The organism is Pedobacter sp. GW456-11-11-14-TSB4, from assembly GCF_059424425.1.
This window is the reverse complement of record NZ_JBWKZK010000001.1, coordinates 1,388,260-1,411,852: the sequence shown is the minus strand read 5'-3', so window position 1 is coordinate 1,411,852 and position 23,593 is coordinate 1,388,260. Positions and strand designations below refer to the sequence as shown.

The 23,593-nt window shown below is 35.8% G+C and carries 18 protein-coding genes and 1 tRNA gene; 3 read left to right on the top strand and 16 right to left on the bottom strand.

The genetic code is table 11. The annotated features are described in order from the left end of the window. Positions 1-408: 408 nt before the first annotated feature. From AC07XU_RS06330 to AC07XU_RS06305, 6 genes are all read right to left on the bottom strand, one after another. The gene (locus AC07XU_RS06330) at positions 409-1,224 is read right to left on the bottom strand and encodes an SDR family oxidoreductase (protein WP_494942774.1); all 816 of its coding nucleotides are present in this window, start codon (positions 1,222-1,224) and stop codon (positions 409-411) included. A 62-nt stretch (positions 1,225-1,286) separates the two neighbouring features. Continuing rightward, positions 1,287-2,003, bottom strand: coding sequence for a DUF4488 domain-containing protein (locus tag AC07XU_RS06325; RefSeq protein WP_494942773.1), 717 nt, complete (start codon positions 2,001-2,003; stop codon positions 1,287-1,289). Positions 2,004-2,144: 141 nt separating this feature from the next. Further along, complete coding sequence (locus AC07XU_RS06320; protein WP_494942772.1) at positions 2,145-2,414, bottom strand: GIY-YIG nuclease family protein; 270 nt, start codon at positions 2,412-2,414, stop codon at positions 2,145-2,147. Between the two features lie 36 nt (positions 2,415-2,450). After that, positions 2,451-2,524: transfer RNA gene (locus AC07XU_RS06315), tRNA-Asp, on the bottom strand. Positions 2,525-2,674: 150 nt separating this feature from the next. Then, entirely contained in the window at positions 2,675-3,748 is a 1,074-nt protein-coding gene (prfA, locus tag AC07XU_RS06310) for a peptide chain release factor 1 (protein WP_494942771.1), read from the bottom strand. Between the two features lie 277 nt (positions 3,749-4,025). Then, entirely contained in the window at positions 4,026-4,781 is a 756-nt protein-coding gene (locus AC07XU_RS06305) for a UDP-2,3-diacylglucosamine diphosphatase (RefSeq protein WP_494942770.1), read from the bottom strand. Between the two features lie 281 nt (positions 4,782-5,062). Here AC07XU_RS06305 and AC07XU_RS06300 point away from each other — a divergent pair, with 281 nt between their 5' ends. Together AC07XU_RS06300 and AC07XU_RS06295 are read left to right on the top strand one after the other, a co-directional pair. After that, positions 5,063-6,073, top strand: coding sequence for an NAD(P)/FAD-dependent oxidoreductase (locus AC07XU_RS06300; protein WP_494942769.1), 1,011 nt, complete (start codon positions 5,063-5,065; stop codon positions 6,071-6,073). A gap of 36 nt (positions 6,074-6,109) precedes the next feature. Then, positions 6,110-6,433, top strand: a complete 324-nt coding sequence (locus AC07XU_RS06295) for a 2Fe-2S iron-sulfur cluster-binding protein (protein ID WP_494942768.1) — start codon at positions 6,110-6,112, stop codon at positions 6,431-6,433. A gap of 8 nt (positions 6,434-6,441) precedes the next feature. Here AC07XU_RS06295 and AC07XU_RS06290 read toward each other — a convergent pair whose 3' ends face one another. The 10 genes from AC07XU_RS06290 to AC07XU_RS06245 form a co-directional block, all read right to left on the bottom strand. Further along, positions 6,442-7,089 carry a hypothetical protein gene (locus AC07XU_RS06290; RefSeq protein WP_494942767.1) on the bottom strand — a complete coding sequence of 216 codons (648 nt, stop codon included), beginning with the start codon at positions 7,087-7,089 and terminating at the stop codon, positions 6,442-6,444. Positions 7,090-7,190: 101 nt separating this feature from the next. After that, positions 7,191-7,688, bottom strand: a complete 498-nt coding sequence (locus AC07XU_RS06285) for a hypothetical protein (protein WP_494942766.1) — start codon at positions 7,686-7,688, stop codon at positions 7,191-7,193. Positions 7,689-7,705: 17 nt separating this feature from the next. After that, a complete protein-coding gene (locus tag AC07XU_RS06280; RefSeq protein WP_494942765.1) occupies positions 7,706-9,157 on the bottom strand; it encodes a RagB/SusD family nutrient uptake outer membrane protein in 1,452 nt (483 codons plus the stop codon). Positions 9,158-9,167: 10 nt separating this feature from the next. Next, positions 9,168-12,188 (bottom strand): SusC/RagA family TonB-linked outer membrane protein, encoded by a 3,021-nt coding sequence (locus tag AC07XU_RS06275; RefSeq protein ID WP_494942764.1) that lies wholly within the window; start codon positions 12,186-12,188, stop codon positions 9,168-9,170. A gap of 252 nt (positions 12,189-12,440) precedes the next feature. Further along, positions 12,441-14,120 (bottom strand): S41 family peptidase, encoded by a 1,680-nt coding sequence (locus AC07XU_RS06270; protein ID WP_494942763.1) that lies wholly within the window; start codon positions 14,118-14,120, stop codon positions 12,441-12,443. Between the two features lie 56 nt (positions 14,121-14,176). Beyond that, positions 14,177-14,392: a hypothetical protein gene (locus tag AC07XU_RS06265; RefSeq protein WP_494942762.1), complete on the bottom strand. Its 216-nt coding sequence runs from the start codon at positions 14,390-14,392 to the stop codon at positions 14,177-14,179. A 191-nt stretch (positions 14,393-14,583) separates the two neighbouring features. Beyond that, positions 14,584-16,032, bottom strand: a complete 1,449-nt coding sequence (locus AC07XU_RS06260) for a glycoside hydrolase family 10-like protein (RefSeq protein WP_494942761.1) — start codon at positions 16,030-16,032, stop codon at positions 14,584-14,586. Between the two features lie 55 nt (positions 16,033-16,087). Further along, a complete protein-coding gene (locus AC07XU_RS06255) occupies positions 16,088-17,518 on the bottom strand; it encodes a DUF4623 domain-containing protein (protein WP_494942760.1) in 1,431 nt (476 codons plus the stop codon). 37 nt (positions 17,519-17,555) lie between these two features. After that, positions 17,556-19,364 (bottom strand): RagB/SusD family nutrient uptake outer membrane protein, encoded by a 1,809-nt coding sequence (locus tag AC07XU_RS06250; RefSeq protein WP_494942759.1) that lies wholly within the window; start codon positions 19,362-19,364, stop codon positions 17,556-17,558. A gap of 17 nt (positions 19,365-19,381) precedes the next feature. Further along, the gene (locus AC07XU_RS06245; RefSeq protein WP_494942758.1) at positions 19,382-22,786 is read right to left on the bottom strand and encodes a SusC/RagA family TonB-linked outer membrane protein; all 3,405 of its coding nucleotides are present in this window, start codon (positions 22,784-22,786) and stop codon (positions 19,382-19,384) included. Positions 22,787-23,188: 402 nt separating this feature from the next. Here AC07XU_RS06245 and AC07XU_RS06240 point away from each other — a divergent pair, with 402 nt between their 5' ends. Then, positions 23,189-23,536: a hypothetical protein gene (locus AC07XU_RS06240; protein ID WP_494942757.1), complete on the top strand. Its 348-nt coding sequence runs from the start codon at positions 23,189-23,191 to the stop codon at positions 23,534-23,536. The last annotated feature ends 57 nt before the right edge of the window (positions 23,537-23,593 follow it).

Sequence of the window (23,593 nt, the reverse complement as noted above, 5' to 3'; positions counted from 1 at the left end):
TGTTAAGTTATCTTAATTTCTAAACTTAAATTCTACAAAGAAAATTATTGGATTTTTGAATAGTTAATAGCTAAATAGCGAACTGTATTTTTAGCCGTATTGGCTACGATTATTGCAACCATTTAAAACGTTTAGGTATAAAAAAAGCTATAGTATAATTGAACTTCAAATCCTTTTGGCAGATTATTCGAACAGTCGTCATTCGCGTGAAAACGGGAATCCTAATGAATTACAAAGACAAAAATTACCAAATATTTTATTGTATGATGATGCTCAATGAAACTTAGCATGACGAAAGCGCTAATTTAATTTTATAGCATGTAGACTGAGGGTAGTCGAAGTGTGTTAAAAGGTCTTCGACTACCCTCATACTAAAAAAAGAAAAAAAATATATTTTAAAGGGTCAGTTTAAACACCGCTATTGACCATAAACCCACCATCAACGTTAATTACTGTACCAGTTACAAACGCCGAAGCATCACTCAATAACCATTGCAAAGCACCAATCAATTCATCAGTATCACCAAATCGTTTAAACGGAGTTTGATTGATGACTAAATTACCTCTTTCGGTATAAGAACCATCTGTATTTGTTAATAAGGTTCTGTTTTGCTCGGTTAAGAAAAACCCTGGAGCAATTGCATTCATCCTAATTTGATCTCCATAACGATTGGCCAACTCTACAGCAAACCATTGCGTATAACAATCAATAGCAGCTTTGCCCATGCTATAACCCAAAACCTTAGTAACAGCTCTTTTAGAGCTCATTGAAGATATATTAACTATACTACCTTTTCCAGTAGCTGCCATCGCCTTTCCAAAAACCTGAGTGGGTATTAAGGTTCCCCATAAATTCAAATCCATCGCTTTGCGCATGCCCTCCATGTTTAAAGCAAATAAATCAGCGTCTTTTTGTATCACAGCCTCTGCTATGTTACCACCGGCAGCATTAACCAAACCATCTATTTTTCCAAAAGCAGTTAAAATTCGATCTTTAGCAAACTCAACCGCATTTTCATCTAATACATCAGCAATTAATGCAATGGCTTTACCTCCATTTTTAATCACTTCCTCTGCCCTTTCGTTGGCTACAGTTTCGTTTCTACCCAATATCCCTACGGTACCGCCAGCTTCAGTAATTCCTTTTATAAAAGATTTGCCTATTATCCCAGTTCCGCCTGTAACAACGATTACTTTACCCGCTAAAGAAAATTTATTATCCATTATTTATATTTTATAAATTTTTAATGTAGCTCTAAGTTATATCAATTTAACTAACGATAATATCAAAAAGTTGGCGAAGCTTTGACCTTACTCCATACTTCATATATTTTAGCACCTTTACTACTTAAGCCGCTATGATGCCATTTGCCCTCTTCCAGTTTGCCATCGAAAATTAACGCTGCCCCTACACGAGCATTATCGCGACTAAAAAATTCAATATTTTCAGTGTATTTCCCATCTTTAAAAGAATAAGTCCCACCACCAGTACCCATAAATTGTTTTTTGGCTGGATCAATAGCTACCCACTGAAATTTTTTACTCGTAAGCATCTTATAAGTCTGACGAGTTCCTGTTTGATGTATTTCGATTAATTTCCCATCATCGGCCATTCTACCAGAGATTTGCCAAACACCAGCTAATGGAGCCTTACCATCATCAACCCTTTCGAACTTTGTATTTTTTTCCCCTAAATTGAATGCAAGAAGATTATTCTCAATTGAAAACGGAATAGATTTCTTTTTATTTACTTCCAATGTGTCAGCACTATTAAACAATACCAAAACATTAATTTTATCTCCTTCAATTTTAAAATGACCACCTCTTGTCATTACAAATTGATTGCCATTGTGCTGGGTATGGAAAAAGAAACCATCCTGAAAAAAAAGATGATGCTCATTTATACCATCAGTTAATTTCCATGCACCAGTAATTATCGATTGAGCTTGTACCTGAGCAAATGTTCCGATTGCTATTAACAGCAATAAAATAAATTTTTTCATACTATCTAAGATAGTGTAAACTTAGAGCGAATACCAGATTTTTTCAAACAAAAAAGCCTCAACTTTCGTTAAGGCTTTTGCGGACCGGACGGGACTCGAACCCGTCCCAACCATTGGTCGGGACCGTGACAGGGCATCCATTCACTGCAATTGAGGTAAAACATTTTTTGCCGAAAGAATTAGCTTTTCTATCTGCTGATGGCTATATTTTTTTAATGCCCTTTCTCTTACCAGCGCTTCCCGCTTGCTTGCCAGCTCTTCAACATAAACCAATTGCCAAGGCACTTTGTTAGATGTGTAATTGCTCATACCAGAGTTATGTTCTAACAGCCTATCGAAAGGCCTTTCAGAAAATCCTTTGTAGTAACTGTGATCAAAATCACTCCTAATAATATAAACGAAAAAGCCCATAAACAAAAAAAGCCTCAACTTTCGTTAAGGCTTCTGCGGACCGGACGGGACTCGAACCCGCGACCTCCGCCGTGACAGGGCGGCATTCTAACCAGCTGAACTACCGGTCCGTTTTCCTAAAACAAAATCTCTTTCGTTTCGGGATTGCAAATATAGTGTCTTTAATTTATTTTACAACAAAAAATTTAAAATAATCGTAACTCGTTGCTTTTCAGTCTCAAAAAATCATCTTAACAACAAGTTCACGTTAGTCTCTAACCCTAAACAACCGCTCCCTCTTTCATTTTCTCTGCATTTTCTGCAAATTGTAAAGCATCTATCAATTCCTGTACGTTACCATCCATCACATTATTTAGGTTATAAAGCGTTAAACCAATACGGTGGTCGGTTACCCTTCCCTGTGGGTAATTATAGGTTCTAATCTTTGCCGATCTATCTCCTGTCGACACCATCGTTTTACGTCTTGCAGCAATGTCGCCATTCTTTTTCTGCAATTCTATATCATAAAGCTTGCTTCGCAACATCTCCATCGCAATAACTCGGTTACCCAACTGCGAACGCTCTTGCTGACAAACAACCACAATTCCCGATGGTCTGTGTGTTAATTGTACTTTGGTTTCAACCTTGTTAACGTTTTGTCCACCTGCACCTCCAGATCTCGATGTCTGTAAGTCAATATCCGCCGGGTTAACATATAAATCAATCTCCTCCGCCTCTGGCAAAACCGCCACAGATGCTGCAGATGTATGTACCCTACCTTGCGTTTCTGTATCAGGCACACGTTGTACACGGTGCACTCCCGATTCGTATTTTAGCTGCCCATAAACATCATCACCAGTAACTTTTAAAATCACCTCTTTATATCCACCAGCTGTACCTTCAGTTACATCAACTGTTTCAACACGCCAACCTTTAGTCTCAAAATAGCGGCTATACATGCGGTACAAATCTCCAGCAAAAAGAGCTGCTTCATCACCACCAGTACCACCTCTAATCTCGAATACCGCGTTTTTAGCATCTTCGGGGTCTTTCGGAATCAGCATCAAACGAATATCTTCTTCCATTTTCTCCTGTTGCACCAATAACATCTCCAACTCCTCTTTGGCCATCTCTCTCAACTCCTGATCCTTCTCATTGCTCAAAATATCCTTATTGGCATCAATATTACTCATCACATTTTTGTAGATTTTGTACTCATCTACAATTTTGCCCAAGTCTTTATATTCTTTGTTTAAAGCAGCAAAACGCTTCATATCCTGCATCGTATCCGGATTGCTCAATTGCTCTTCTACATCTTCCCAACGCAGTTTAATCGCTTCTAATTTTTCTAACATAACAATAAATAATTTTGAAAAGGCACAACACTGCACAACACAATGTTACTCCCGCTTTTCGTTACAAAGTAATTTTTAATACTTCGCTACGCTACGTAAAAATTACGTTTTCCACTACAATCGGGTTTAGTAAACAAAAACCTGTGCAATTGCAGCCTGCAAAAATAAGCAAAAAATCTTCAGTTTTTAGTTTTCAGTTCACAGTTTAGGGATAAAGCCATTCTTAACACTAGATACAGATACTTGACACTCGATCCTAAATACTTGATACTCGATACTAGCTACTCGATACTCCTCTAAAATACTCCAACCTCAAATCTTCGCCATCAAAAACGCCGTAAGAGCTGTAATTAATCCACTCACCAATATTTACATATCGCGAGTTTTCATTTAGTTTAATATCTAATGGCAAATGCCTATGCCCAAAAATGAAATAATCGTAATGCTCCTTTTGTAATTGTTCTTTAGCGTAAATGGCAAGCCATTCTTTATCCTCACCTAAAAAAACTTCTTTTTTATCATTCGCAACTCTGCTGCTGCCGCTCCAACCCATTGCTATCCCCATCCCGATACGAGGTGGTAAAATCGAAAATAACCACTGGCAAATCGGGTTTCTAAAAATTTTTCTCAAAAACTTATACTTAGCATCACCAGGTCCCAAACCATCTCCATGATGTAAATAGAACTTTTTATTATTTCGTTCTATAACTAATTCATCACTTATAATTGTTAAGCCTATTTCTTTGGTAAAATAATCGTTTACCCACATATCGTGATTGCCTTTAAAAAAATAAATTTTAATACCGGCATCAGTCATTTGGGCTAATTTGCCTTGTAACCTTACAAAACCTTTAGGTACAACTTTTGCATATTCGAACCAAAAATCAAAAACATCGCCCATTAAAAAAAGCTCACTAGCATTTGGCTCAATAAAATTTAACCAATTAACAATATGGGCTTCTCTCATTCTACTTTCCTCATAGTTTGGCGAACCCAAATGAAAGTCTGATGCGAAATAAATATGCTTTGTCATCTCTTGCCCAAAGGTAATTTAAAAACCTCAAAGTTTGAAGTTGCTTTATTAATACCCAAAACTAAAAATTACATTAATAAGACTACTGCTATATTTCATTTCCAATTATCATAAACATTACAATTTGGCTTACAACCGTAAACACCGAATATTATTATTTGTTAACTACACTTTGTAACTAAAAATCTCATAAGCTACCATTTTAATAGATTATATTATTTTAGTTTAGAATCTGTCTAATTTTAGGTATGATTTCGTAACTTTGCATCAAATTTTTTTGCATGATCTCTACTGATATAGCCATAATTGGCGCCGGACCAGTTGGTCTTTTTGCCATTTTCGAAGCAGGTTTATTAAAAATGCGTTGTCATTTAATAGATTACTTACCACAGGTTGGTGGTCAGCTTTCAGAAATATATCCTAAAAAACCAATTTATGATATCCCTGGCTATCCTACTGTTTTAGCTCAAGAATTAGTAGACAACTTGGTAAAACAGGCTGAACCTTTTCACCCAGGCTATACTTTAGGCGAAAGAATTGAAGGTTTAGAAAAACGTGGCGAAGCAGATTTTGTATTAACCACAAACATGGGTACTATAATAGAAGCTAAAGTTGTTGTTATTGCAGGTGGCTTGGGTTGTTTCGAACCGCGTAAACCTGCTGTTGCTGGTTTGGAGCAGTTTGAAAACGGCCGTGGTGTAAATTATATGATTTTAGACCCGGAGAAATACCGCGGACAAAAAATGGTTATAGCCGGTGGTGGAGACTCTGCATTAGATTGGACTATATTCTTAGCAGATGTTGTTTCAGAATTAACATTGGTACACCGTAGCGAAAGCTTCCGTGGCGCACCAGATTCAGTAAATAAAATAATGGAGTTGGCCGAAAGTGGCAAAATCAATTTAGTGCTAAACAGTAATCTAAACTCTGTTTCTGGAGAAGGTAAATTAGAAGAAGTTGAGGTGATCCATAACCGCACCATGGAAAAATCTGTTTATAAAGCAGATCATTTAATTCCTTTATTTGGATTGAGCCCAAAATTAGGGCCTATAGAGCAATGGAACTTAAACATCAGTAAAAGCGCTATAGAAGTTAATACAGAAGATTACAGCACAAATATACCGGGTATATATGCTATTGGCGACATTAATACCTATACAAATAAGCTTAAACTAATTTTATGTGGTTTTCATGAGGCGGCTTTAATGAGCCACAGTGCTTACCAATACATGAACCCAGGTGTTAAATACACTATGAAATATACAACCGTTAATGGTGTAACCGAATTTTAAAGCCCTAACCCCAAATGGGGAAGAAAATATTTTATAATGAGTGATATTAATATTGTTGTAGAAGATAGAGAAGGAAATACTTCGGAACTGGTAGCGCCAACAGATATGGGCTTAAGTTTAATGGAGTTCTTAAAGGCTAGCGAGTACGATGTATTGGCAACCTGCGGCGGAATGGCTCTTTGCGCAACGTGTTGTGTAGATGTTATGGAAGGTTTAGAAAAACTAAATGAAATGAGCGATGACGAATACGCTATGCTCGATACTTTGCCAGATCTTTTACCAAACTCTAGGTTGGCTTGCCAACTTCAACTAAATCCATCAATGGATGGACTTAAGGTGAGGTTGCATGCGATGGATTAAAAAATTAATTATTGGTTAATAAATTTCATCAACTTTCTTAAATCATCATTAGATTTAAAATTAATCTTCTCCTTGCTGATATAATCTTCAACAGCTTTCGACTGAGCGGGATTTAAATTAATGAATGATTTTTTATCCAGTTTAATTGGCACCAATTCCTTATTAGCATTTAAAACAAAATAGTTAAAGGTGGTATTGATTGTTTTTTCAACGGTAGCCGAGTTATAACTAGTTACTTCATCAATTCGTTTTTTAGACTTTTTTAGAAGAGCTATCTTACCAGCATAAATTACTTCAAAATAACCTTCTTCACCTGCAATACTCTTAAAAGTTGTAGTATCATTAAGTGCGCTAATAACTTTAAATTCATCAACCTTTTCAGTTAACTCCATGGGTGTAGCAGCATTGTCTTTTTTTACGATGATAGACTGAGCTACTATATCGTATTTTAAAAGCACATCTATATATTTCACGTTATCTTTAAGCTTAACTAATCCCTTTAAATAGTCATCATTAAAAAATGGAGTACCCTTAACATTAGTATATTTTTTTTCTAATAAAGGTCTACCACCAATATCACTTACAAATTGAGCGTAGCTGCTGGCAGTGAATAAAACAAAGCTTGTAAACAAACAAATGAGACGTAGATTTTTCATAAGGATAATTTTATATAGATTAAACGTAAAAATATATTTAAATGTATAAAAAAAGAGGGTGACCGAATATTTCGACACCCTCTTTTGAAGTATTGATACTTTTAGTTACGTAAAGTAAGTGTAAATGTTTTATAATTTTCACTTACTGCAACTTGACCATTTCCACCTAAGGTAATGTTTAATGGGAAAGTAGCAGTACCTGTTACAGAACCTGGAATCATGTCAACTAATAAGAATCCCACTGAAGAGTTTGCAGGAATAGTTATTTTATTAGTTCCCACTGGTCTAAAATTGTAATGTGTACCTGCAACTGCAGTTCCAGTTACAGTAAATGGTATCTCAGTTGCAGCAGGTATTTGTGCGCCAACTAACTGTACATAAACAGTATCTGTAACACGAGTGTTTACACTAACAGTTCTAGATAAGAATGTATTTGCTGTTACACCAGCTGGTTGTCTTGCAGCAATCCTGCTGAATAAATGATTTTTAACTTCAACTACTGTAGGACCTTGGTATGTTAAGTCATCCTTAGGCATACAACCGAAAACTACAGTTCCCAATGTTAAAATTGACAGTCCGTATATGAATATTTTTTTCATGTTTTAAAATTTAAGTATTAATAACCTGGATTTCTTTCTAATCCTAATAAAAACTCTGCGTTAGGAATAGGAGCCAATAATCTAAAATCAGTAGCTGGAATAGATCCAATACCAGTTTTAGCTGGTTTAGTTATTGCAGAACCTTTACGTTTTAAATCAAACCAACGCTCACCTTCAAAGAACAACTCTCTTCTTCTTTCATCCTGAATAAAGCTTTTGATATTAATATCAGTTGGCACAACTAAAGCACCAGCATTTCTGTTTGCACGTAATTGAGTTACAATTGCTGCTGCAGCAACAAATTGATTTTGTTCTGCTAATGCTTCTGCTTTGATCAATAACACATCTGCAAATCTAATAACTTTAGGATTATCAGCGTAAGCACCTCTAGCACCACTATACTTATCAGACCAATTGAATACAGGTGATGCTGATGCAGCTGTTCCGCCAAATTGGAAGATCATTGCACGTCTATCATCGCCAGCAGCAAATAAAGCGAATAACTCGTCAGAAACTGTTTGTCCACCAAAAGTACTGAAACCATTATAACCACTTGGGTGAGTATATGAATACATTGAATCATTTGAACCAGTTACTCCACCTAATTGTGTAGTTGGGTTAATTACCAATTCAAAGAAAGATTCTGTATTAGGACTTGCTTTAAACGCATTTACATAAGTACCTGCTGCTGCTAAACGAGCACCAGTGTTAGCTGTATTCATTGCATCATCTGCAGCAGTCACAGCCTCAGCCCAACGGCCAGCGTATAAATAAGTCTTAGCTAATAAAGCATAAGCAGCACCTTTATTTAAACGAGTTCTTGATGCAGTAGCACCTGAAGGAAATATCGCAATAGCTGCTTTTAAATCAGCTTCAATAGCTGCATAAACCTGAGCAACTGTTGCTCTTGGTACTTGCTCAGCATCTGGCAATCCAGCTGTTGATTTTAAACGCAAAGGCACACTTAAATTAAAACCATTACCTGAAGTAGCAATGTTTGTAGGTTCGTAACCATAAACACGAGCCAAATCAAAATATACCAATGCTCTTAAAGCTAATGCTTCAGCTTTTAAAGCTGCTTTTCTAGACTGTCCAGCAGGATCATTTAGCGCATCAATATTATCAATAATGGTATTAGCATCATTGATTGCCTGATAAGCTGCTGTCCAGATATTGAAATGAGCACCCGTATTATTTGAATTTTGTGCAATGTATCTTCCATTAGCTACACTTAACTCAGTGTAAATATTGTCGGCCATTACGTCTCCTAATAAGTTAAAATCTCTACCTCTATATCCAAAACCAATTAGCCTTACATATGCAGAGTTCAATAAAGATTCGTATCCTCCTACTGTACTTAGGGCAGCTTCCGTAGAAATTTGATTCTTTGGCTCAACCTCTACCATTTTCTCGCAAGAGCTCATAAATAAGCCCAATGCCATTGTAAATATTATAAATTTCTTTTTCATTTTAATAGGATTATAAGTCAATAGTTAAACCTCCAGCGAAGGTTTTAGGTTGAGGATAAGCATTTAAGTTATTACCAGTATTCTCTGGATCTTCTCCACGATAGTTGGTAATAGTTGCTAAGTTCAATCCTTGAACAAAAACACTCACACCTGGAACACCAATTTTTGAAGTCCAAGCTGTTGGAAGCTTATAGTTTAAAGTAATTTGTTTTAAACGGATGTATGAAGCTTTTTGAACATATCTATCAGATAAGTTAGTTGGATCGTAACCACCTGGTTCAGTGTAACCATCGTAAGCACGTGGAACAGCTGTGATTTGACCAGGAGTAGTCCATCTATCTAACTGACTTCTAACTTGATTTTCGTTAGCCATACCTGATGCTTCTAAGATTTGACCTGTTTGCAAATATGAAGCATTACCATATTGGTACTGGAATAAAACATCTAAGGTTAAGCCTTTATAAGAGAAGTTATTACCAAAACCACCGAAAGAAGAAGGGTTACCATAACCAATAATCCTATCATCTCTACCAGCAACTGGTACATAAGTTATGTTGTTGTTTGCATCATAAAACATTGGTCTACCATCTGCTGGGTTAACACCTGCATAAGCAAACGTGTATAGAATGTTTGTAGGTTTACCAACAATGTGAGTATTACCAATTCTTTGAGCACCAGCGTTTAATTCAATTAATTTATTTCTGTAGAAAGCAATGTTAAAAGTAGTTGACCATTTAAAGCCACCTTCTGTATCAACGTTGATAGTAGTTAATTCAAAATCTAAACCTTTACCATCTAATCTACCACCGTTTTCTCTAATAGTTGTAAAACCAGAGTTTAGAGGTAAAGTTCTATCTAAAAGAAGTTTAGTAACTTTTTTCTTGTAGATATCAATAGCACCGGTAATTCTGTTATTAAAGAAACCGAAATCTAATCCTAAACCAGTTTGAGCTGTTTCTTCCCAAGTTAATAATGGGTTAGCCAACTGTGATGGTCTAATACTAGCAGCACCGTTATAAGCACCAGCAGCACCAGGAGAAGTGTATAAACTAATTGCACCGAAATCTGAAGTAGGTTGAACACCCACAACACCATAACTAGCTCTTAATTTCAAATCACTTACAAACTCTGCAGATTTCATGAAGTTTTCTTCAGTAATTCTCCAACCAGCAGATACACCACCAAATAATCCAAATTTATAATCAGCACCAAATCTAGAAGATCCATCGTAACGAATGTTACCAGAAATTAGGTATTTACCTTTATAATCATATTTAACGTTACCAATTAAACTGGCGATTTTAAATTGAGTAAAAGTTGAAGTTGTACTTAGTGGAGTAGCAGCACTACTAATTAAAGTGAATAATGGGCTTGGAAAACCTTGTGCTGATGCACCAATAGATTCCTGCTGATTAGATCTGTATTCGAAAATACCTGTAGCAGAGAAATTATGATCATTTCCAAACAACTTAGCATAGTTTGCAGAAATACTAGTATTATAGTTGATGTTTCTGATTAAACCTTCAGAACCCGAACCACCTGTTGCAGCATAAATTGGAATAGTTGATGGTCTAAAAGTATAGTTTTTTGCATCAGCGAAATCAACACCTGCATAAGCTCTCAATCTTAAATCAGGTAATACTTTATAATTTAAAGCAATATTACTGATAGTTTGGAAACTTTGTGTATTTCTTAACTCTTCGATTACACTTTGTACAATGTTAACATTTTGTCCATTACGTAAATCTAAACCATTTCTGTAAGAACCATCTGGCATGTAAATTGTATTGTATGGAGGAATGAACAAAGCTCCTGTAAATGGAGTATTTGTAAAGAAACCAGCATTAGTTCCAGGACCCTCAGATTTTGCAAAAGACAAGTTGATGTTTGATTCAAATGAGAATTTATCAGAAACTTGGTGATCAAGATTTGCTCTAATACCACCTTTTTTAAAGGTTGATGAAACAGCTACACCCTCAGTATCATTAAATACTGAAGATATGAAAAATCTAGTTTTATCATTACCACCGCTTAGTGATAAGTTATACTCTCCATAATTTGCATCACGGAATACAGCATCATACCAGTTTACAGTAGGCAATGAATTAGGATCTACAGTAGCTGAACCATAAGCTGCAGTATTGTAGTTTGTTATTGCAGTAGCAACAGGGTTACCTAAACGAAGCGCACGATTTACAACCGCTTCTCGTCTTAAAGCATAATATTCTTGTGAATTTAATACATCATAAGGATTGATCTGCGTGTTAACACCTCTTTGTACTGATGCTTTAATTGCAGTTTTACCTGCTTTACCACGTTTTGTTGTTACAATAACAACACCGTTCGCAGCTTGTGAACCATAGATAGAAGCTGATGCAGCATCCTTTAATACCTGAATAGATTCGATATCGTTAGGGTTAATAGCTGCTAACACGTTCTGAGTAGTTACAGTTGATAAACCACCAGCAACAACTTGCACACCATCTATAATATATAGAGGCTCTACACCACCATTAATAGTACCTACACCACGTACACGAATAGATACACCAGAACCTGGCTGGCCACTATTTGTAGTTACCTGTACACCAGCTGCTCTACCTTGTAAAGCTCTATCAAAGGTTTGAACAGGTAAATTTTCAATTTGTTTACCTGATACAGATGCAATTGAACCAGTTGCCTCTCTTTTAGTAGTAGTAGTGTAACCAGTTACAACAATCTCGTTTAGTGCCTTCGAGTCATTTTCTAATGTTACATTGATTGAATTTGCGGCACCAAGAGGTGCAGTGAAAGTAACAAATCCTAATGAAGAGAATTCTAATGAAGTAGCACCTGGCCCAACTTTTATAGAATACCTACCGTTAGATTCTGTTTGAGTAGCTCCTTGGGCGCCTCTAACTCTTACAGTTACTCCTGGGATAGGCTTACCCTCAGTCTTGTCGACAACTGTACCACTTATTGTACGATCTTGCGCAAATGCACTAGACACTACAATCATAAGCACGAACAAACTTTGTACAAGTTTTTTCATAAATTAATAAATTTAGGTTAGTTAATAGTTAATTATTCTCCTAATATGATAATAACTTAACCTAAATCAAAATTTTGAACTGTTAAAAAAAATTATCAAAAACATAACTAATTGATTATTAGCTGTTTAAAATTTAACACTTTTTAACACTTTTCGTTGTACTCAAATAATTTGTACTTAAAGTAAAGATTAGATGAATAACTTAACTGTTAGTTACAAATAATTGTAAAAAGATTTTAGTTTCTGATTCAACTACTTAATGATTTTTGGAATACCGATAACTTTATATGATCCATTACCACTTAAAATAGAATTCACTTGGGCCTGATTTTGAAATAATTGTTTGGATTTCGATATTTCTTGATCATATTGGAAAGAATGTTCAATTTTTCCTTTTTCAAAAGCATATCTACTTACAATTTGGGTTTCCAAAACCTTTTTTATTTCTTGTTTATGAATATTTAGATCATTTTTTTTAGCATTAGCTAATTTTGAAGACAAGTTTTGCAACTCTTCTTTTAATGACTCTGATTTGTTTTCTTTCTCTGCCTCTGCTCTTAAATCTGTTAACATTTTTTCGGTATTGGATATATAGCTATAATCCTTGCCCGCTAAGCTGCTTACAAATTGAGCGTAATCAACATCACTTAACTGAAACGTTTTTGAATTTTGCAATGCAGGATGAGCCTTTTTGTAGGCATTTGCATAATCGAAAAACAAATTTTTATTTACTATAGAAATTGTAATTGGACTGTAAGTTGCTGGTTCTACAAATAAATCTGGATAAACACCATTGCCATTATATACTGTTCTTCCTGCTTTGGTTGTAAATGGTTTCATCACAGAATCAGCAAATTTTACTGATTGTCCATCTTCATTTTTATGAGCATAGTCCATCGCTTGTATGCATCGCCCAGATGGCGTGAAATATTTTGCCACGGTAACTTTAACCAAACTATTATAAGGCAGATTAAAAGTTTGCTGCACCAAGCCCTTTCCGTAACTACGTTGGCCTATTACCACTGCCCTATCCAAATCTTGCAAGGCGCCCGCTACTATTTCTGAAGCAGATGCTGATGTCCCGTTGATTAGAACAACTACTGGCGTAGAAGGAGCAATTGGTTGATTTTGGGTTTGATAGGAAACTGTTTTTTCGGGGTTACGCCCTTTTTGCACAACAACCAAAACTCCCTTGTCTACAAAAAGGTTAACAATCTTTACCGCTTCTTGCAAAATCCCTCCACCGTTATTTCTTAGATCTAATACAATCCCTTTGGGATTATTCTTTAATAAACCCGTTAAAGCTTCTTTAACTTCGTTACCAGAATTTTCTAAAAATTTATCGAGCTTAATATAGCCAATTTGGTCATCAAGCATACCAGAATAACTTACATTAGGTTGTTTGATTTCTTCTCTTACTAAAGATTTTTTAATCTCCTTTTCATCTCTTGAGATTACCATGGTTAGAGATGATCCTTTTGGACCTCTTAATAATTGACTGATTTCAGATCTATCCTTACCTTTTATAACTATATCGTTGATTTTTAAAATCTCATCACCTGGCTTAATATCTTGTTTGTGCGCCGGATTGCCTTCGCTAACTTCGTTAACAAATAATTTACCATTTATAAACAAAGTGCCAGCTCCAATACCTCCGTACTGCGTGCTCACATATTTTAATTTGTAATCTTCTATTTCAGATTCTGGAATGTACTCTGTATAAGGATCTAAACCTCCCAACATGGCATCGATGCTGTTACGCATTAAATCTGAAGGATTAGTTTCTTCAACGTAATTGATGTTGATTTCTTTGTAAAGGGATGCGAAAATATCTAAGTTTTTAGAAACCTGAAATAAATCTTCGCGAAAAGAAAGGGTTAAAGTACCTAACCCCACCACTGCCAATAATAGTATAAACTTGAACTTTTTCATTATTTACCCTTAATTATGGTAAAACTACAAAAAAAGCCAAACGATTTAAAATGTGATTACAGTCGGTTGCCTTCTGGATCAGCTAATGCCTTCTTAATGGTAAATTCAATGTAATTCTGATCACGTTTTACCAATGTCATTAATTGTTGTACCAACTGATCTTCTTGACCAGGAGTAAAAGAAAGTTCAGCCTGAGTTAAATCACGGTATTTTCTTAAAAATTTAATTTTAACTCTTTCCCAGGTTTCAGGTGTAAGTGTGAAGCTTGCCATTTTTATTTTTTCTTTGCTACAAAAGTATAAAATTTCCATTCATAAAAAAGAACTACCGCAAATAACAAGATATCCCTTTTTAAAATAACTAAAACAGATTCTACCTTTAATTGCGTCATAAAAAAGGCTACCTGTTGAAGGCAGCCTTTCTGAGTTAATTATAATCTGAAAGAATTTTATGAATCTTCCATCTATTTCTTCTCTACTAAATCAGATGGTTTGCTCTCTTGATTATCAACATTTAATGTAGATACAGCATAAAAGCCAACCGTGTTAGTTGAAATCGTATTCGTTTTAGTTATTGCCAAAACTTTTCCTTCCTTCTTTTTATCGGCAAAATAATAGACTACAGATTTTGCATTTCCGGCAGCATCCCATTTTAATTCGCCATTTTCGAATCTAACATTAGTTGCCGGTGTTGGTGTAGCAGCTATAGCACGACCAACAAATGGCATTACTGCAGGATCTTTATAAATAGATGCCAATTTATCGGTTATACCAACCTTATTTGAATTAAGGTATTTAGCACTATACATTACACTGCCCACAACTTTGCTGTTAAGTTTGGTAAGATCAAATTGTCTTTGCAATTCGCCAGACGACTGGAAAGCTGAAGGCATTGTGGGATCACCGAACTTATAAAAACCATAACCAACCATTAATGCAGCTTTAAAATTGTTTTGGCTCCATTCAGAAAGTCGCAATTGAAAATCATTAAATTGATTTCCAATCTCTTGGTATAATTGAGGGATAACTACATCGATCCATCCTTCTTGGTTCCATTTTTTCACATCTGCATATAAAGTTGTAAAATTTTTATTAATATCTGGCGCTGGAGAAACAGAAAATACAACACTAGGTTTGGTAGCTACAATCGCATCATGTACTCCTTTGATGGCTTTGTTTACATTGTCACGTCTAAAATCTTGAATAGAATTTAAACCAGCCCCATATCTTTGATAATCTGCTTGATCAGAGAATGTTTGTCCTTCTGGATAAAAATAATCGTCGAAATGAATCCCATCAACATCATATTTTGTAATGGTTTCTTTTACGATATCTACCAAACGTTGTCTAACTTCTGGCAGCGCCGGATTATAAATCTGTATGGTTGGAAAATCTAACACCCAACTTGAATTAACAGAAGGATGTAGCGCTGGAAATGAACTGCTAATGCCCGAACGCGTTGCAATACGGTAGGGATTCATCCAAGCATGAAACTCGATATCTCTGGCATGAGCCTCATCAATCATAAATTTAAGCACATCATAACCGGGGTTTAAACCTCTTGTTCCAGTTATAGCTGCACTCCATGGTTCATAACTCGAATTATAAAAAGCATCACCCATACCTTTAACTTGAAAATAAATTGCATTAATGTTTAATGCTTTAAACTTGTCAAGATAGTTGATGTATTGCTGTTTTTGAGCTTCCATGCTATAAACACTTTGAGGCCAATCAAGCCCAAAAACTGAAGCTAGCCACACCGCTCTCATCTCTTTTTTAGGGAAGATAGGGGCACCGCTTTCTACTGGAGGTTTTGTTGGTTCTGGCAATGGTTCGCTTCCGCCTTTTTTACAGGCATTAAGAAGTACTACACCCAGCAATACTGTCATTAGCTTTAAAGAAATTCTTTTCATTGATTTAATTATATGCTATCTTATTTAACTTTAATACCTATTGTATTTAGATATATTAATCTAAAGCTACTTTTTTACCAAATTCAAAAAACACGAAGCCTGTATCGTTTGCTCCAGAGTAAAGCATTAGCGACTCATCATTACCAGCTGCATCTTTTTTAACAAAAAACCCTGTTTGAGATGAAGGAGATGTATTAACAGGACCCATTAATGAATAATTAAACACAGGTGTAGCTGTAGGTAAGTTATTTAAATTTGTTAGAGCATCTTTTACAGTACTACCTTTTGTAATGTCGTAAACCATAAAATTAGTGGCTTCTGCACCTGTTCTGGCAGCGGTCGTAATAATCAAATAACGTTCGCTGTTAAAATTTACAATACGGGCGTCTGAGCCTCTAACTGGAATAATTGTTCTACTCATAGTAAAAGATGATGTACCTCCATCAGACACTAGAGCAACAGGAGCATCATGACCTGTAAACAAGTATTCACTCGAGTTGCCAATACGACTAAATGAAGTCCAAGATCCCGCACCAGCTACGGGTATAGCAAAAACAGTTGGGTTTGAAACCGTTGTATAATTTGCCACACTAAACCTTAAAACTTTAGTACCTGCATTATCACCAAAAAAGAAGAAACCATTACCTTGATCATCTAACGTAGCCGAAAAATTGTCGCCATGTCTAACCCCTGCATTTGCAATTGTGCCGACATTAATATTAGCAATTACTTGCGGAGCTACACTTGGGTTTGTCCAATGATAAACTTTTAATGGGCTTGCAGCAGTATTACCAGATAAATTTGCAATATACGTATGGCCATTTATTTGCGCACCCATATTGGTAATAAATGTACCTTGTGAAACCCCTGTCATATTTAACGGAATTTTATTTATTGTGCCTGCTTTGAGTTCTGAAACATTTAACACATGCGGTGCTTCTCTTCTAACAACTAAAACTTTTTCACCATCAAAACCACTCCCTCTTGTTAATGCACCTGTAAATGAATCGTATATAGGGCTACCTAGCGGGTTACTGGTAAAGTCATAAGTGGTACCTTTTTCAAAATCAGCACCAAAAACTGGCACTTTTAATCTTAATCTAACTAAGTACTCGCGAAAACGTGGAGCATTTTGAACTTTAATTACAATTACCTTTTCAGATTGACCATCTTCAAAAGTAACTGAATATGTTTCCTTGTCTAATTTAGCACCATCTGAAGTTACCGCTTCAAATTTTAGTTTAGAAAAATCTGTAGTAGGCTCTATTCTTGGAAATGATACTGTTTTGGCTTCTTCATCTACAGTGCCTTGCAATATTGTTGCTCCATTTGCCCCAGCGTTAACAATTTTAATAGAGTTTAAAACGGTGATATTGGCAGATGAATCAGGCGCTTGAGGAAAATCATCCTTGCAAGAAGCTAAAGTTAACAAACCCATAAAGGCTGCCAATAGCATTACTTTTGATGTTATATATTTTAGTTTCATATTATATCTGTCTATTATTATAAATATGTATTAAACTTTAGTTTTGTGGCCAGCCTTGAGTTTGCTGCAATTTGAACCCTCTGGCTGCATAATCGTCGATTTGTACTAAACCAACTGGCGCTAAATAAGGATTGATGTTGGCCTGATTAAGAAAAGGTAAACGACCAACGTTAGCCGTGTTTTTGTAAAACCCTGTCATAGCCGCAGCGTTTGTTCCGTTGTAAACAACCTCGGTTCCTGTTGTGCTTACTACAGCTATTTTACCAATATTTGCTGCTGTTAGTTGGCTAGGCAATTGCGTTTGAAAATTAACCCATCCGCCAGTAATTAAATCTGTGTTTAGGTTATTATCCATATATTCTAATTTAGACCATCTTTTCAGATCCGCTAAACGGAATGTTTCAAAAGCAAACTCCATTCTACGTTCTCTTCTTACTTCCCATAATAAAGCAGAAACTTGTGGATCTCTACTTGGATCTGATGGAATAGCTGCTAAACTTAACGCTGCAGTTTTGGCTACACCTTTGGCTACAGCTTCTGGCGCCAATGGTCTGTTTCTTATCTTATTGATTGATCTATCAATATCGTTTTGCGATATTATACTTCCACCTAAACTTTCTAATTCCACTTTAGCCTCTATCCAGTTTAACAATACCTCTGCATATCTCAAAACTGGAGCATCTGTTTCATTTTTATCGCCAGTAAACTCTGGAGGCATACCCAATAAATCAACCTGAGTACGTTTTTCTACTTCACGTGGTAAATATTTAGTGATGTAATAATACGAACCTCTATTTAATGCACTTGGCTTACTGTAAAAAGTAGCTTCAAACCTAGAGTCGCGAGTTACAATCATATTATCTAAATTGAATGAAGCATTGGCTGGAGTAGCATTTTGCCATACTTGACCATTAGAAAGTAGATATGATTTAAGTAAATCTGAAGTTGGACCGTTAAGTGTAGACTCTGCTAAATTGCTGTATGATGCAATAGCATGGGTAACACCTGCAGCAGGATCGTAATTTCTATACAGTACACAATCTCTATTTCCTCTTAATTCTTTAGAAGTGAAAAGTGTTTTGTAATCGGTTACGATATCATATTTATTACTAGACATTACCAAATCTGCTGCCTCTACAGCTAAATCTAAAAACTTTTTAGCTTGAGCATCATTTCTGTAATAATACTTTTGCCAAGTACCTTCTGTTAATGCCAACCTAGAGATAAAACCTGCTACAATGTATCTGTTCACATTTTGATCTCCATCATCTAAACGAACATTCTGCAATGCAAATTTAAAATCGTCATAAACTGCATCCATTACTTCATTACGAGGCGTTCTAGGCTTATACAATTCTGCTAACTCATTATTAAAAACCTCTTTGGCATAATAAGGAACATCGCCGTAAGCTTGTACCAATTCTGAATACCTATAACCTCTAAAAAAGCGACCAATACCTGTCCAGTGAGCTTTAGCAGCAGGCGCTAAAACAGTAGACATTCTTGTTTCAATTCTATCTAACATGATATTAATAGAACGAATGGTAGCGTAGCTCCAGATAGCACTGTTAGGAACCGCACGAGTAAAATTAGGTTGATTTCCCTGTACAACCATGTCATCAGTATTTGTAAAACCAACTAAAGGTGCACCAGTTGTAGTGAAACCATTTCCATAGCCGTCGAAAAAATCGGTGTAATATTTATTTGCGTAAAGACGTAGCTTTTCTTCGCTCGTCCAAGCTGTTTCGTCTGTTTCGGTAGTTAAAGGTGGGCGGTCTAAAAATTTCTTACACCCCGCAAACACAACCACTATACAAACGAATATTATTTTAAATGCTATTTTCATTTCTTTCTTCCTTAAAATTAAAAACTAACTTGAAGACCAGCTGAAGCCGATTTAAACACAGGGTTTGATGTACCTGTACGACCCAAATTATAGTTTGAGCTATTAGAACCCAACATAGAGAAGCCTGAGATTGCTTCTGGATCAATTGGCAAGCCTCTCAAATTATCAAATGTGAAAAAGTTCTCTAACGATACATAAACCCTAGCGTTGGCAACCTTAATTCTACTTAAAAAGTTGGTTGGTATGTTATAACCTAACGTAATATTTTTCACTCTTAAATAAGCCATGTTTAACATATACCTAGTTTGGGTTCTCATTACGTAGCCTTCGCTAGCTCCATTTAAATTCCATGCTCTTGGGTAAAATGCATCGGTACGATTTGGTTTCCAATAATCTTCAGCAATTGCTTGTGGCATTGCCCCTTCTTTAGCAAAGTAACCAGGAATAGCCAATTGGCCATCTCCCCAAATCTTTCTTTCACCTACACCTTGAAAGAAAACAGACAAATCAAATCCTTTATATTCGCCACCTAAGCGGAAACCATATTGATACCTAGGTGTGGTATTTCCAATTACAGTTCTATCGCCTGGATTTCCATTGGTTCCATTACCTGCATCGATGTAACCATCGCCATTTAAGTCTACAAACTTCACATCACCTGGGCTAATCAAAAGTGTTTGATTACCATCCTCGAAATAAGTTTGATACACTGGATTGCCACCTACTAACTTGTTGGTGGTTTTACTTGTGCCGTTAAATACGATATTTGTTTGTACAAATTTACCGTTAGCATCATACACAAAATCACCAGCTTGATACAAACGATCGGTTACAAAACCAAATACATCACCATATCTTCTTCCGGTAGAGAAAGCATTACTTAACAACCTATTCTCCCATGGCTGTTGATAATCAGCGCCTTTTGTAATAAAAGTTACCGCATCTGCTAAATTGGCATCGAAAGTTAAACGTAAACCATTGTCAAATTTATGGTTAAAGTCTAAGTTTATTTCCCAACCTCTGGTTCTCAAATCACCAAAATTGCCTTGTGGTGCGCTTGCGCCATAAGTTGCAGGCAAAGCATCACCAGCTATAATCATATTTCTAGTAAATCTTTGAAACACTTCTGCTGTAACTCCTAATTTACTATCGAAAAAGCGAAAATCAAGACCTAAGTTCATGTGCTCAATATCTTGCCATGATATATCTTGAGAAACAGGAGTAGGTGTACCTAATTGGAAGTTTGGTAAGCCACCACTAGTTAACCAGGTATTTTTAGAAATGCCCATGGTTGGTAAATACAATGAGTTGGCCACCGACTGATCGCCAATGTTACCCCATGATGCACGAAGTTTTGCAAAACTCAATACAGGTTTTAAGCCCGAAGTAAAATCTTCAGCTGATATTACCCAACCGGCAGAAACACCTGGATAAGTTCTCCATCTTAAACGACTTGGAAATTTCGAGGTAGCATCACGTCTTAAAGTACCATCAAAAAGATATTTTCCTTTGTAGTCATAAATAACCTTACCAAAAAAACCAGCTTGAGAATCCCAGTTGGCTGTTCCTCCAGCAGTTTCAGTTCCAACAGCAAAATTATACTGAGGATTGTCGTTATTTAACAAGTTACCACGAGTTGAATATTGACTAGAAAAATCGAAAGAAACGATTTGGGTACCAACCAAAAATTTAAAAGCATGATCATTTAAATTCAAATTATAATTTGAGGTGATGTTTATCGTGTTTCTAATAGATCTGAAATTATTTTGAGAAAAATAAGTATCTGCTTTTACAGTGTGATCTGTAAGCGGAAAACGATAGGCCATCATGCCACTAGCATCAGTACGGTTACCATTTTCATCAACGTATACTTGGCCGTTTGCATCTCTCAATGCTTCTACACCATACCAATGTGTACGTCCTTGTACGTATGGAACAGATGAAGTTGTTAAATTATTTTGAGTGCTATAGGCATAATCAGCTTGAATATCCCAAGATTTGGTTAAATTAAGCGTAGCACCTAAGTTTAAGTTTAAGAATTTTTCTGAACGAATTTGATCGTTAGACATACGAGCCGAAAATGCAGGGTCTATTAAGTCTTCTCCATTTTCTTGTACACCGATAGGGAATAAACGACTCCAACGGTACATGTACAACCAAGGATCAGCAGAGAAACCTGATGCATTTAATGAATTAGGATTTCTTTTTGTCCCATCAGAATATCTTGCACCACCACGTAAAGTTAAATAATCAGTAACTTTAGTATTGATATTAAGTGCTGGATTTATTCTACGATAATCATCATGTTTAGCAGGCTTCATCATACCTTCTTGCCCTAAATACCCAACGCTTAAATTATAAGTGGTATTTCCGCTTTTGCCGTTCATGCCAATATTATGGATTTGAGAAAAGTTATTATCCTTAATCATTGCATCAACTGGATCATAAATTCTATAACCGAATTTTTGAGCTCCATCCCAAAACCAGTCACGCCCGTAAACAACAGGATCACTATTACCCACTACATCACCATACTTTGTTTGCCATTCTTTAATTTTTTCGAAACTTGTTCTGTCTAATCGCCAAAAGCCACCAGCCGGACCAGGTTGACGCATGTTTTCATGTGCATCTAAGGTATATTCCAAACCATCAATACCCGCAATATCAATTGGTTTAAATGGAGATTGCATTACAAAGTTGTTGGAATAAGTGAACTTATTTCCATCAGTTTTAGCACCTTTTTTTGTAGTAATTAATACAACACCAAAAGCAGCTTTTGCACCATAAATTGCACTTGAAGCCGCATCTTTTAAAATAGTTATATTTTCAATGTCATTTGGGTTGACATACTGAATACTCGGGATCTCTACGTTATCAACCAAGATCAATGGATTTGCTGATCCGTTAACCGAGCCTATTTGTCCACGAATTCTGATAATTGGATCTGAACCAACCTCGCCACTTGGCACAACAACAGAGAGACCAGGAACCGCACCCTGCAAACCTCTACCTAAATCAGGTATTGGACGATTACCGAATACTTTCGCCACATCTACAGATGTAATAGCGCCTGTTAAACTTTCTTTCTTTTGTGTTCCGAAACCAACTACAACTACTTGGTCTAGCACCTTAGAATCTTCACCTAAGGTTACATTAATGGTAGTATTGTTTCCAACGCTTCTTTCTACAGTGGCAAAGCCGATGTAAGAAAAAACTAAAACATCAGTACTTGATGCTTTTATTGCGTAGCTACCATCGCTAGCAGATTGACTAACAACACTTGTGCCTTTTATTTTAATAGAAACACCGGGAATAGGACCATCAGAGGAAGTAACTTTTCCAGTAACATTAACCTGTTGTGCAAACACCTGCATACACATCAGGAAAACCCCTAGAAAAATCAGGAGTAATTTTCTTTTCATAAGTTCAAATTTGGTTAGTAATTAAAATTGTTACCAGTTGTGATCCCTGCAATATAAACCTGCATTAATACGCAAACTAGTAGTTGACGGGTAAATATCATTATTAAATTTGGCTTAAAAAAGAGATTTTAGGAACAATAGACTTAATGTAACAAAAAAATAACGCAAAAAGACGCAAAAAGACGCAACCTAAAATTTTATAGCAGCATTGGTACATCGACTAATAAATTCAAAAAAATGGAAAAAGCAACGCATCATCTTAAACTAGATTTCGATTGCATAAGAAAAAACCGCTTTAAAGAAAACACAAGCACTTATTCTTAAAATGAATATCTTTTTAAGGATGGTTTTGTGCTTTATTCGTTAAATTGAATTAATTAATCACCTAATAATTAAACCATTATGAAAAATTTAATCACCAAAATTACCGTAGTTATGTTATTCTTCACTTTAACATCCTTAAAACAGAAAGAAGATGTAGGGTACGTTACATTAGAAGTAAGCTACATGCAAACAATGGGAGGTTCTGCTGTTATCCAAAACACCAGTACAAGTACTTACTATTACTTAAATGCAGTTGACACGCAAGATCAAATTCAAGTACCTTACGGCAACTATGTTTTAGTTTCTGCCGGTACAAATTCTTGTGGATATCCTTTGATTGAAAATGTGAGCACATCAACAGGATATAATGATTTTGTACTTGATGAGAACAACCAAAGCTTTACAATATATGCCAGTTGTTATTAATTAAAATCAGATTTATCTAAAAACAAAAGAGGCAGCTTCCTAATGGAAAGCTGCCTC